Raw genomic sequence first — 13,282 nt, forward strand, 5'->3', positions numbered from 1 at the left:
GGGCAAGTCAAGGTAAACTGCATTCAATACATAATCAGAAATATGCGTATACGAAACAACTATGCTTTAGTTTTTGCTTTAGTTTTTGCTTTAGTTTTAGCCTTACTATAGCGTTATAGTAGCATCGCCTATTGAGCAGATATATGCTCTTACTGCTCTTACTGCTCTTACTGCTCTTACTGCTCTTACCTATTCTATCCGATATCACAGGAGGCATTATGCAAAACGACCATTCTATTTCTACCACAAACGCAACACCTGCTCACTCCGCGCTCGCCAAGCTACTCTCTCCGCTTCGCCAGTCGAAAGCATTTACGTACCTGTGGCTTGGTCAATGGATCGCCATGCTGGGCAGCTCGGTCACGATGATTATTTTGCCGATCGTAATCTATAACCTGACCGGTTCTTCAACGATGATGGGTCTGGCGATGACGATCTATATGTTACCTAATGTGCTTGTTTTGCCCGTGTCTGGCTGGATCGTTGATCGTACAGATCGACTGCGGTTGATCTGGCTTACGAATACGACACGCTTTCTAATTATGTTCGGCGCTGCTCTGTTAATGTTTATGGATATGCTCACATTGCCTATTTTGTATGTAGGGCTGGCTCTGTATGGATTGATGGATGGAATTTTTGTACCAGCCTACTCTGCTCTGCGTGCAGAAATCTTCACGCCCGATATTCGCAATGCAGCTAATGCGCTTAGCCAGATGAGTATTCAGGCTGTGCGTTTACTTGGACCCGCGATTGGTGGATTGATCGTTACATTCACATCGCCGGGCAGTGGGTTTGCGCTTGATTCGCTTACGTATTTGATCTCGTTAGCCTGCTTTATCGTACTGGGCAGGTTTTATGTTTCTTCTCGTCAGCAGACGAAGCAACAGACTACAAGTGCAGGCGAAGTCTCAACTGGCTCGATGGTCTCTGAGCTACTGGAAGGGTTTCGCATCTTAAAATTACATCCGTGGCTATGGATTACGATTGTAGTATTCTCGCTGCTTAATATTTGCTATCAGGGAATTATCGTTGTGCTCATACCGTGGTTGTTCAAAATCCACTATGGTTTTTCTCCAGTCGTCTATGGGCTGGCGATGGCTGGAACAGGTGCAGGAGCCGTACTTGCCGCGCTGTTATTCGGTTCTCGTAGTCGCTGGCGCCATCGGGGCTGGCTTGGTTACGGTGGAGCGCTATTGAGCGGCGTTGCTTTATTGTTACTCGCTATCGTCTCATGGGCACCCGGCCTTGTACTCGTTATGGTGCTGGAAGGCTTCGGTATGATGATGTTTGCACTGATCTGGGAAACGAGTCTGCAAGAGCTTGTGCCGATCGAGAGCTTTGGACGTGTGGCGAGTCTGGATCTACTTGGTTCATTTGCACTCTTGCCACTCGGTTATTTGCTCGTCGGTTGGCTCGCTGATCATAGGGGTGGAATTTGGACAATTGCTGTATTTTCGATTATTGGGATGCTGTTACTTGTGGCAGGGTTATGTACGAAGGGAATCCGTAGTTTTGATTAAGGATAATGTTAAGTAGAAACGTTGTTTGAGCGCGATAGCTGGCTGTTGATCATACGAGGAGTATACCTTTTCTTTTTCTAAGCAGCTATAATTTAGCGCTGATTTTGTCTCTATCGCTATACATATCGCTACGCAATCACTGCATGACACCGCTCAGAATTGGAGCAAGGCAGTTGCATATCTGAACAATAAAAAAGAAGCATCATCTCGTAGGATCTGCTTCTTGTGCTTAAGCTTTTGTAATTTTTCCTGTTTACCTGGCTTGATACGTGTGTGCTGCGATATCGCTCCATAAACTTCATTCGTTTTGCGACCGTAATCAGGTGCCAGATTGCCGCTGCGCTGTGCTTTGCGCACGGCTTTTTGTGTTTGTGTACGTGCCATACTAAACATTCTCCTATCTGTTAGATCATATCGTGTGCGAGTAGACGTATAAGCTCCATCTATTCACCACTTTAAAATAACACATGATGTGAGTATTGAGCAATACATAGGATGTTTTAATGTGAATTTATTTCTTTTACTAGCAAATCAGCAGGCTTATTCATAAAATAACGAACAATTTGTAATCTAAATTTACATGTCGTTCGTTATTTTTTTGTTTTCAGATTCAATTTTCATAATATTGATTGTGCATCATATTAAAAGATAATAAATATTCTGTTATACGAACTACGATCATGTTATAAAAAGCTACATAAGATTTTAATTTTTCGTCTATGTATAAGAAACCTAACTTAACCAATGAAAAACGGAAGGAACAAACGAACTGTAGTGAATCAGCGAATCGTTCCATATCCTTGATGATCATTTTGGTACATAAGCTGTCATTCTATCCAGTCTATTCAGTTTTGTAAACGTACAGGGACAACAAAAGTAAAAGTTCAATCCGTCGAGTGCTCCCGCATGACCATTATGGAGGAGGTTGATTATGTCATTTTTCAAGTCGTTATTTTTTCAAATTGTCGTGGCGGTTATAATCGGTATTGGGGTTGGAATCATCTGGCCCGGCTTTGGTGAAATGTTGCAACCGCTCGGAACTGGCTTTATTAAGCTGATCAAAATGCTAATTGCTCCGCTGATCTTTGTCGTCGTTGTCGCTGGTATTGCCAAAGCCGGCGATCTGAAAGCGGTCGGACGCATCGGGCTGAAAGCGATTCTCTGGTTTGAAATTGCCACGACCGTCGCCCTCCTGCTGGGATTGGTTGCTGCACGCTGGATGCGTCCAGGTGCGGGGATGAATATTAATGCAGCTACACTCGATCCGAACGCAATTGCTGCCAAAACAGGTGGTGCAGAGTTGCCGCATACGGTGGAATTTATTATGAATATTATCCCAACGAGTGCGGTAGACGCGTTTGCTCAAAATTCACTCCTGCAAGTGCTACTGCTTGCCTGTCTATTTGGTACCGCGCTTGCAGCAAGTGAAGGTGCGGTTAAGCAAAATATACTCACACTCATAGATAACCTCATGGAGCTAATCTTTAAAGTGATCGGCTATATTATGAAACTGGCTCCACTCGGCGCATTTGGCGCGATTGCTTATACCGTGGGCGCCTATGGCGCTGCTACGCTTGCTTCGTATGGTATGCTCATTATCGCCTGTTATGTATCGGCTATTGTATTTCTCGTCTGCCTCGGACTGGCGGCATGGTGGATTACCGGTATGAATCTTCTGCAATTTGTACGTTATACACGCTCTGAAATTATGCTAGCGATCGGTACAGCTTCCTCCGAAGTCGTTATGCCACGCATGATGGACAAATTAACCCGTGCAGGCTGTAATCGCGCCGTTGTTGGACTTGTTGTACCTACCGGCTACTCCTTCAATCTGGATGGCGCTTCAATCTATCTGTCGCTGGCTACTGTATTTCTGGCGCAAGCAGTTGGCATTGAGCTTACGCTTATGCAGGAAATTACGATTCTGGCTGTGCTCATGCTTAGCTCCAAAGGCATGGCAGGTGTACCTGGTTCGGCGTTTCTGGCTTTATCGGCTACCGCCGCAGCGCTTAATGCCTTTCCGGTTGCTGTCGTTTCACTATTACTCGGAGCGGATCGTTTTATGGATACGATGCGTGTATTTACGAACCTGATGGGAAACTGTGTAGCAGCGTTTGTCGTGGCGAAGTGGGAAGGCATGCTGGATACGGATCGTATGAAAGCCGTATTGTCTGGTGCAATCTCGGATGAAGAATTAATAGCAGATGCCGGGCAAAATAAGTTGGAACCAGCCATTAGCGCTAGTAGCCCTACATCAGCTACAGAAGATTCAGCAGGTGCTGTGTATCGTACACCTGTGATGAATAAATCTTGAGCTTAGGCTTGATCGGTGTGATACGGGTAACGATGCCCAGTGAGTCTGCACCCCTAGTACATCCTTTCTGAACACTCGCTGGCGTACATCTTCTATCACCTTTTCGCTTCTGACTTTGTTCGTTTTTCTTCATCTACGTTTGCACGACCTCTGGACATTTCTTAAGCTGCAAAAGAGAATTTTGTAAAGTCGGCATCCTTTTGAGTTTTCAGATACTTTCTGGATGTCGAATACTACCGAACCTGAACATTAGAATGATCAACAATCTAAATGCCAGCTACATTGCATCATACCAATAGCCGACAGGAACGTTAATGCTCCTGTCGGCTATTGTATTTCATATACAGCGTATACGCATAGCTGATTATCTTATGCGTAACAAAGATTTCACTACACCTAGTACATTGACCGAGATTCATTTTAGTTTTGAACATGGTTGAAGTTTTAAAATACAATCGTTTTAAACTACAGTCATTTCAAAATATAATCCCAACTAATATTGAAACTGTGCAACGTACTAACTCCTACCCTGTTATCCTTCACCTACACTGCACCACTCTGATGAGCGTTTAAAACCGATCACAGATCGATCGTACGACCTTCTTCTTGCGAGCGGAATGCTGCCAGAATGACTTCCAGTGAACGACGACCTTCTTCACCGGAAATGACCGGTGCTACATTGTTTTGGATGCAGCTAATAAACTCGTCCATTACACCACTTGCCACCTGCTTATCATTCGTTGCAATCGCACCGACTTGATAACGCTCGATCGAACCGTTTGTCAGCTCTACGATCACCTGATCAACCGGATCTGTACCGATCTTCATCACGCCATGTTCGCACCAGAGCACCGTGCCGTTATCTTCACCACGGTAAGATGTCCAGCTTGCCACCAGCGAACCGATCGCACCGCTGCCCATACGTAGCAAGCAGATCGCGTTATCGTCTACATCTGTATCTTTTTTATCAAGAGTTCCAATAAATGCGCTTACGCTAACGACTTCATCATCCAGCAGCCAGCGGATCATATCGGACTTATGTACGCCCAGATCGCCCATCGCACCCATTACCGCTTCCCCTTTACGGAAGAACCAGCTATTCTTACCATCGATACTCCAGCCTTCCGGGCCGCTATGACCAAATGCAGTACGGAATGTGAGTACACGACCGAGATGACCCTGCTTGAGAATTTCTTTCGCTCTCACATGCGGAGGCATCAGACGCTGGTTGTGTGCAACCATCAGAAATACATTGTTTTTCTCAGCCGCTGCAATCATGTCCAGCGCTTCTTCATTGGATACAGCCATCGGTTTCTCCACCAGTACGTGTGCGCCTGCATTCGCAGCTGCAATCGATACTTCAGCATGCAGTGCATTCGGCGTGCATACGCTTACAGCATCGAACCCACCAGCCGCCAGCAATTGTTTATAATCGCTATATGCTTTGGCATTGTACAATTCAGCATAACCTTCTGCACGCTCCAAAATCGGATCAGCAAAAGCCACCAGTTCTACATCTGGATGTGCTGCATATTCAGGAATGTGGCGACGCTCCGAAATACTACCGCATCCCACTACTGCTACTCTGACTTTACTCATGAATCCCATTCCTCCCACAATTGAAGTTGGTGACAATGATATGTTCCACAGTTATCTTAACGAAAATGCAAGCAATTATCCAGCTTTTGTATGCGCAATCATAACAAGAAACGGACAACAATGCGTTTGAACACTTCTGCAATATGCGAAATTCAGCCTATATATGGGCAAACATCGCTGTAAGCTGCCCACATATAGGCTGAATCAGGTGAAATAAACGAATATTGTATTGGAAATCTGGCTATTAAATTTTTTTGAAAAAATATAATATCGATCCACTTAAACAGGCGAAATGGGTAAAAGCAGCTCGTTAAATCTCCGCGCCAGCAATACGATTCATAAACTGCTGTGCCCGTGGACTCTGTGGATTGTTAATGACCTGTTGCGGTGCCCCTTGCTCTACGATGTAGCCGCCATCCATCAAAATCACATGGTCAGCCACATCTGCCGCAAACTTCATCTCATGCGTAACGATGACCATCGTACGCCCTTCTTGAGCGAGCTGCTTAATAACGCGCAACACTTCGCCTACAAGCTCAGGATCAAGCGCAGACGTCGGTTCATCGAACAATAATACATCTGGCTCCATCGCCATCGCACGCGCGATACCGACGCGCTGTTGCTGCCCACCGGATAGCTGATGCGGATAATAATCGCCGCGATCGGCAAGACCGACTTTCGCAAGCAAATCCTGTGCTTGCGTTCGCGCAGTAGCACGGTCTTTTTTCTGCACGATTACCGGACCTTCCATAATATTCTCGATGACCGTTTTATGAGGAAACAGATTGTACGATTGGAATACCATGCCGGTACGTTTACGCAGCTCGGTCACTTCACGAGTAGGCAGTTTACGTCCAGACTTAAATTCCAGCTTACGATCACTCAGCTTCATCGTCCCCTGATCAGGCAGCTCCAGCAGATTCATACAGCGCAGTAATGTTGTTTTCCCTGAACCGGAAGGGCCAATGATCACGAGAACTTTGCCTTTTTCCAGATCCACATCGATTCCTTTCAGCACTTCAAGTGAACCGAATGCTTTGTGTAGATTACGAATTTCAAGCATGATGGAATCTTCACTCCTTTACAAACAGAATCATCCAATACGATATATAGCCTATTCACATCCAATACATAGTGTGTAGAGACTAAGTTAGTAAAAAGCCTTATAATATAGTCGCGTGCAACCGGCTATAGAACATAAGTTATTGAGCAGAGAAACGGCTCAATCTTTTTTCTAGCCATCCTTGCAAAATGAATAATACAGAGGTGAACATTAAATAAATAACAGCAGCCTCTGTGTAAAGCACAAGCGCTTCGTAGGTTCGAGCTACAATTTGTTGTGACTGTCGAAACATTTCAATATACGTAATACTAGAAGCAAGAGACGTATCTTTAACCAAACTAATAAAGGAATTAGATAAAGGCGGTACAGATACACGAGCTGCTTGCGGTAATATTACTCTTTTTAGAGCTTGTCCGCGTGTCATACCAATTGAATAGGCTGCCTCCCATTGTCCTTTTGGAATAGACTGGATAGCTGCACGTACAATTTCAGAACCATACGCCCCTACACTGAGCGTAAAGCCAATCAGCGCGGCAACAAATGGCGGTAAAATAATACCTACAGTTGGTAAGCCATAGAAAATAATAAACAGCTGGACAAGCAGTGGAGTTCCACGAATAATCCATATATAAAATTGAGCAATAAAATCCAGAATCCGTATGCCAGATGTTCTCGCCAGTGCGGTTAGCACCGCTACAATCAGACCCAGCACAAAAGATGCTAGTGCCAGTGGTAGTGTATACATTAGCCCCGCTTTGAGCAACGGCCAAAAGGAATCGATTACAATCTGTATCTGTCGATCAGTCATCTTCTATCCTCCCTAAATAATAGGACTTTATATTTTACAATCTAAACTATATTCACAAAAATTGTACCTAGAAAGCACGATATCTTGATGATCATAAGCGATCATCAAGATATCAGTATCGGTATTGCTGTTCAGTTATAAACCAGCTGGATTATTTGGAAACATCCTCACCGAAATATTTCTCAGAGATTTTCAGATAGGTGCCATCAGCAACCATATCTTTCATCGCTTTATCGACTGCTTGAACCAGGTCTTCACTACCTTTGTTAAAGATCGCACCACTTTGAGAAGCATTCGCTTCTTCAGCAACGACTTTGATTGGAGCATCCGGCTGTTGCTTTTTCAGATCAAGGAACGAAAGGTTGTCGTTTACTGTAGCATCTGCACGACCGGAAGCTAACAGCTCAACCGCCTGTGGGAAACCGTCTACAGATACTAGCTCAGCACCATTTTGTTCAGCGATTTTACCAAAGTTACTTGTCAAAGACTGTGCAGACTTTTTACCTTTCAAATCAGCAAACGATTTGATGTCATTATTATCCTGTCTTACGACCAGAACAGCTTTAGAAGAAATATATGGGTCAGAGAACAGATATTTTTGTTGACGTTCTTCTGTAATCCCTACTTCATTAAATACGGTGTCAAAACGTTTAGCATCCAAACCAGCAATCATGCCATCCCATTGCGTTTCAATAAACTCTGGCTCAACGCCGATACGTTTACTTACTTCTGTTGCAATGTCCACATCAAAACCAGTCAGTTTACCGGATTCGTCGTGGTACGTGAATGGTGCGTATGTGCCTTCTGTACCGATGCGCAGTTTGCCGTTTGCTTTTACGGATTCCAGTGTAGCTGCGCCGGAAGTCGATGCGCTGCTTTCGGTTTGTGTTTGTTGATCTGTACTGCCTGTTGTAGCTGTATTCGCCTTATTGCCACATGCTGCGATAACGAGCATGGTTAGAATCAGCATAAGTGTTAAAGAACTCCATTTTTTCATCTTGGTAAAACTCCCCTCGGTGATATGAATCATTCGTTTATAACCGTCCCTATCCGTTTAATACACATATCAGGATGATCACAATCAGTTTAAGCCATGTTCAAGGCTCTGATCCGCATCCTAATGTATCTATTCCACTTCCAGTCGCGGTTATGAAATGCCCTGCTTATGGCAAAGTTATGCTCAATACAGTGGCAAAATCATTTCGTTTTTCGATCAACCTGTTCATGTATGTCACGCACACTTTTTAATCTGGTCTCAAAAAATAACGAACTGCAAATTGAATAGTACACCGTCTTCCATGCTACGTCAACTGTTTTTCCGATAAAATTAGTTGGTTTTAATCAAACCTTCATTTCATAGTGTTTATCAGGTTTCTATGTAGGCGATTATACTTACAGGAAAAGGATAAAAAAAGGAATCCGAGTTAAACTCAGATTCCCTTAACTTTATTTACATGTTATTAGTTAAATCATGCGACCATGTTGCATTTCCTCTTTTATAAACTACTTTTGTAGTAACACCTATAACTGTACCAGCTGCACTACCGACACTTTTAGCTGCTACAGGCTTCCAAGTTGTAGGAAGGGTGTAATCAAAAGAAGTTCCCGATACATTCCAAGTTTTAGCTTCACTATATCCTACACCGCCATAAACAGGACCTGCTTGTCCAGCTGTTATAGTTCCAGAAGCGATACTAACATTATTTCCCTCTAATTGCCATCCACCAGTCACACGAACAAGTGTTAAATATTTTACTCCTCTAGGGTCAAACCAATCATCAGTATAAATGGTTGAATACGCTTTGTTTCCAAGCGTAGAGTCGTTACTAGAAGAATATTTATTGCCATCTGAACTAAACGAAGTAATAGCTACTCTATTGACTTTAGTTCCATCTGCCCTCTCAGCAGTTTGCAATATTTGTGCAGTTCTAACCACTTCAGATTCATTACTTTTTTGATTCTCAACACTATTCAAATTTAATTTAGGTGCTAAAGACATTTCAGACTGATCCAGATCACTAATACCCGCTTTGGCACGTCTCTCTAACTCATTCAAATCTTTTATTTCTTTTGCTTGATAGGTAATCACCATATCATCTTTATTAAAATTAAGCTCTGGTTGACTTTGGGCAGAATCTAAATTAGCTGCATATGTCCTGGACAGCGTCGACGATAAACCTACAGAAGCTAAACCAAACGAAGCTAAAATCGAAACAGTTATAACTTTTTTCATAAAAGACATCTAATCATTCCTTTCTATTTTGAAGCTTTAGTTTAAAAATATTTTAAGAAAATACCATATTTGATTTACTTATGTCAAATCTACGAGGGATGAAATTATTTCATTTTTTACTATATGGTTAATAATTTTTAAATGATTTATGGAGGTGATCTTTTTGTTTTTATGGATCACATTAGAGTATATTCTCAGAGTCGTCGTCGCCGGTCTGTGTGGAGCGATGATCGGGTATGAACGTCGAAGTCGTCATAAAGAAGCAGGGATTCGCACTCATTTCATCGTGTCGGTCGGAGCGGCGCTGATGATGGTCATTTCCAAATATGGTTTTATGGATATGGCCAACTGGGAAAATGTATCGCTTGACCCTTCCCGTATCGCTGCTCAAATTGTGAGTGGTGTGGGCTTTCTGGGCGCAGGTACGATCTTTATGAACAAGCAGCGCATTAAAGGGCTGACCACAGCCGCAGGCATCTGGGCTACAGCAGGTGTCGGGATGGCAGTTGGCGCAGGGATGTATGCTGTCGGCATTGGGGTCGCTGCACTGATCTTAATTATTCAATTCGCCATGCATGGGCATTCTTCGCCCGCGATGAGTTCTCGGTCTCATCAACTGACCGTGCATCTAATTAATCATACCGATCCGGTCGAGAATCTGCTGGAAGTGCTGGAAGAAAATTCAGTGCAAGTGCTGAGCATTCAATCGTGTACCGACGAAGCCACTCAAAACAATAGCGACATTCGTGATCATGATTTGAAATCTGAAATTGAGCTTGTTCTTACTATCAAATTCCCAGCCGCAATGAAGATTGCTGATGTACTACTCATTGTGCAAGCACAACCTGATGTGCGCCGTGTTCATCTGGAATGAGACAGGGCACACTTCCATTTGACATTGCCTATTCCTAACCTAAATCTGGTGCCTTAGCCATGTTAAGCTTTAACTTAGATGGTGTGCCGAGGTGTGTTGACATGTTTATCGTTCAGGACTTGAAGTAGCTTGGAAGTTAAAATGAATCTCGGTCAAGACACCGAGACGTGTATACAAACTACTATCCTGGAGCAGACACCACTCTGGCAAGGAATAGCGGGATGCTCTACTCTGCCATTGCAAAGAGGAGCATCTCGCTTCTGCTTATTAAGCACATGTTTGGTAACTATTCAATACTAGCTGCTCCACAGCAGCCTTGATCAATCAACATACATTAGATCATCAACCTACAATAGATCAATCAACACACATCAGATCGATCAACATACATAGATGAAGTGAACTGGATAGCGATTAAGGCATATCGCTATTGATCAAGTTACGACAATATGCTCCCTCTCCCTCCCCCAGTTCGATATTTTTATACGAAGCTCAATATTTACTTATATCCCAGGAACAGGAATCATTGATACAATAGTTCCATAAGGAGGTGAAATAACTGCTCATATATTCGAGCTGATAAGCTTAATTTTATTTCCAGCTCAAAAGTAAACGATATGACGCGCAATAGAACGTACATATCGTCATTTTCGTTCATTTTAATGTAAGCGCTTTATATTATATGAATAGAGGTGTACCTTATGATCAAAACAAGTTTTAGAAGCTATTCGATTCAACGTCTGTTCCGTTATGGCTGTCAAGGAATGATTGCTTTACTTCTGCTTCAGATGATCGGTATGTTATGGCTACCCGGACAGCAGGCATCGGCTGCACCAGTGACGATCACCAACGGCACACAATTTAAAGATACAAGTGGCAACGTCATTCATGCGCATGGCGGTGGGATGATCAAAGTCGATAATTTCTACTACTGGTTCGGGGAAAATCGTAATTCCGATGGTACATTCAAAGCGGTATCGGTATACCGTTCGTCTGATCTGAAAAATTGGACATTCCGCAACGATGTACTCACGAGCAGTTCTGCTTCAGAACTAAACCTATCCAATATCGAACGTCCCAAAGTCATTTACAATAGTGCAACTCAGAAATTCGTTCTCTGGATGCACAAGGAAAATGGCAAAGACTATGGCGAAGCACGTGTAGCTGTCGCAACTTCCAGCACGGTAGATGGAAACTACGACTATCAGGGTAGCTTCCGTCCACTAGGGTATGACTCGCGTGATATGACCGTATACAATGACAATGGAACAGCGTATCTGATCTCGGCGACTCGTGTTAATGCAGACTTAAACATTTACAAGTTAACACCTGACTTTCTCGGTGTTGATTCACTTGTAACTACACTATGGCCAGGTCAATATCGCGAAGCACCAGCGATGTTCAAAAAGGATGGCATCTACTTCCTCGTCACCTCTGGTGCAACGGGCTGGAATCCGAATCAGGCGAAATATGCAACCGCGACCAGCATTACAGGCACGTGGAGCGGACTGAGCAACTTTGCGGATAATACGACCTATGGCTCGCAATCTGCTTATGTGGTGCCGGTAGAAGGCACGCAGGGGACATCGTATCTCTATATGGGAGATCGCTGGGCAGGCGCATGGAATGGCCCTGTGCAGGACTCCAAATATGTATGGCTACCATTATCCTTCCCAAGTGCAACAAGCTTGTCTATGAACTGGTATGATACGATTACGATTGATGCGGCTGCCGGTACGATCACAGGCAGTACGAATACGAATAACTGGGATGCCAATGCTTCGTACCAGATCATTAGCCGTAAAAGCAATAAGTTACTGAGCGTAGTCGACAACTCGTCGACGAATGGTGCTGATCTGGAGCAACGCGCAGACGGCGGCACAACTAGTCAGCAATGGCAAATCGTCAATGCAGGCAATGGTTATGTAAAAATTATAAATCGTGCATCAGGTAAACTAATCGGGGTTGAAAATGGAAGTACGGCGGATGGCGCAACGATTGAACAGTGGAATGATGGAAGCTGGAACAGTCAGCAGTGGCAACCGATTAGCGTAGGCGGCGGTTATTACAAACTGAAAAATCGCGAAACCGGTAAACTGATTGATATTTCGGATCAATCCCTGAATGATGGGGCAAAGGCGATCCAATGGACAGATAATGGCGGCACAAATCAGCATTTCCAGATCGTCAAAGTCAATTAATCATCTACATGATCTGAACCCCGTTGCTTGCTACAAGCTGCGGGGTTCTTTATTGAGATTCGTGACCGGCTGTCAGTAACCGTTGGCGATTATATTCATTTAGCGTATGGTCTAATTGCTGCGACTTGATGAGTACCCGATCATCGGAAAATCCATACAATTCCACGAGCAAATGCAGTTCTTCACGTTCCTGCTCAATTCGCCGCAAGCACCAGAACATATCCAAACGCCATCCCTTCTTTGACTGGAAATTTTTCCTTCGCCTACATTATATACCCTGTTTACGTTTAATTTAAATTCCAAATTAAGGAATTGAGTAAAAATTTTATGATGCTAACAACTTGTTCTCGAAATCACAGTAGTTTACAGCATAGAGTGTGAAACGTGATCACACGATATCCAACCAGCACAGGCGTAGGCGGCATGCTGTTAATGAACATAGAGTTTGAAACGTAATCACACGATATATTCTGTAAGTTATTCCATGTAAATGATGTATCGGCTGCGTCACTTTGAACGGTAATAGATTTTGAATCTATTTATAATAAATATGTAAGTAAATCCCATGAATAGTTAATCATTGATCGATATCGACCTACACCTACACCTACACCTACACCTACACCTACACCTACACCTACACCTACACCTACACCTACACCTACACCTA

The 13,282-nt window shown here is 43.5% G+C and carries 11 protein-coding genes; 4 read left to right on the plus strand and 7 right to left on the minus strand.

Annotated features, from left to right (window positions below; translation table 11 throughout):
- The first annotated feature begins 218 nt into the window (after positions 1-218).
- A complete protein-coding gene (locus AAHF22_RS23085; RefSeq protein WP_347327347.1) occupies positions 219-1,520 on the plus strand; it encodes an MFS transporter in 1,302 nt (433 codons plus the stop codon).
- 153 nt (positions 1,521-1,673) lie between these two features.
- Here AAHF22_RS23085 and brfA read toward each other — a convergent pair whose 3' ends face one another.
- A complete protein-coding gene (brfA, locus tag AAHF22_RS23090; protein ID WP_347327348.1) occupies positions 1,674-1,904 on the minus strand; it encodes a ribosome rescue factor BrfA in 231 nt (76 codons plus the stop codon).
- 547 nt (positions 1,905-2,451) lie between these two features.
- On the opposite strand from brfA, the gene dctA reads away from it, so the two are divergent.
- Positions 2,452-3,834 carry a C4-dicarboxylate transporter DctA gene (dctA, locus tag AAHF22_RS23095; RefSeq protein ID WP_347327349.1) on the plus strand — a complete coding sequence of 461 codons (1,383 nt, stop codon included), beginning with the start codon at positions 2,452-2,454 and terminating at the stop codon, positions 3,832-3,834.
- Between the two features lie 579 nt (positions 3,835-4,413).
- On the opposite strand, the gene AAHF22_RS23100 is transcribed toward dctA, so the two are convergent.
- The 5 genes from AAHF22_RS23100 to AAHF22_RS23120 form a co-directional block, all read right to left on the minus strand.
- Entirely contained in the window at positions 4,414-5,433 is a 1,020-nt protein-coding gene (locus AAHF22_RS23100; protein WP_347327350.1) for a Gfo/Idh/MocA family protein, read from the minus strand.
- 310 nt (positions 5,434-5,743) lie between these two features.
- Positions 5,744-6,496, minus strand: a complete 753-nt coding sequence (locus AAHF22_RS23105; protein WP_347327351.1) for an amino acid ABC transporter ATP-binding protein — start codon at positions 6,494-6,496, stop codon at positions 5,744-5,746.
- 139 nt (positions 6,497-6,635) lie between these two features.
- Positions 6,636-7,304, minus strand: a complete 669-nt coding sequence (locus tag AAHF22_RS23110; protein WP_347327352.1) for an amino acid ABC transporter permease — start codon at positions 7,302-7,304, stop codon at positions 6,636-6,638.
- 151 nt (positions 7,305-7,455) lie between these two features.
- Positions 7,456-8,301: an amino acid ABC transporter substrate-binding protein gene (locus AAHF22_RS23115; RefSeq protein ID WP_347327353.1), complete on the minus strand. Its 846-nt coding sequence runs from the start codon at positions 8,299-8,301 to the stop codon at positions 7,456-7,458.
- Positions 8,302-8,754: 453 nt separating this feature from the next.
- Positions 8,755-9,546 (minus strand): hypothetical protein, encoded by a 792-nt coding sequence (locus AAHF22_RS23120; protein WP_347327354.1) that lies wholly within the window; start codon positions 9,544-9,546, stop codon positions 8,755-8,757.
- Positions 9,547-9,763: 217 nt separating this feature from the next.
- Here AAHF22_RS23120 and AAHF22_RS23125 point away from each other — a divergent pair, with 217 nt between their 5' ends.
- Positions 9,764-10,411 carry an MgtC/SapB family protein gene (locus AAHF22_RS23125; protein ID WP_371834106.1) on the plus strand — a complete coding sequence of 216 codons (648 nt, stop codon included), beginning with the start codon at positions 9,764-9,766 and terminating at the stop codon, positions 10,409-10,411.
- A gap of 764 nt (positions 10,412-11,175) precedes the next feature.
- Positions 11,176-12,612 carry an RICIN domain-containing protein gene (locus tag AAHF22_RS23130; protein WP_347327357.1) on the plus strand — a complete coding sequence of 479 codons (1,437 nt, stop codon included), beginning with the start codon at positions 11,176-11,178 and terminating at the stop codon, positions 12,610-12,612.
- A 49-nt stretch (positions 12,613-12,661) separates the two neighbouring features.
- On the opposite strand, the gene AAHF22_RS23135 is transcribed toward AAHF22_RS23130, so the two are convergent.
- A complete protein-coding gene (locus AAHF22_RS23135) occupies positions 12,662-12,832 on the minus strand; it encodes a Spo0E family sporulation regulatory protein-aspartic acid phosphatase (RefSeq protein WP_347327358.1) in 171 nt (56 codons plus the stop codon).
- Positions 12,833-13,282: the final 450 nt, after the last annotated feature.

Source organism: Paenibacillus wenxiniae, from assembly GCF_039822605.1.
GTDB lineage: Bacteria > Bacillota > Bacilli > Paenibacillales > Paenibacillaceae > Saccharibacillus > Saccharibacillus wenxiniae.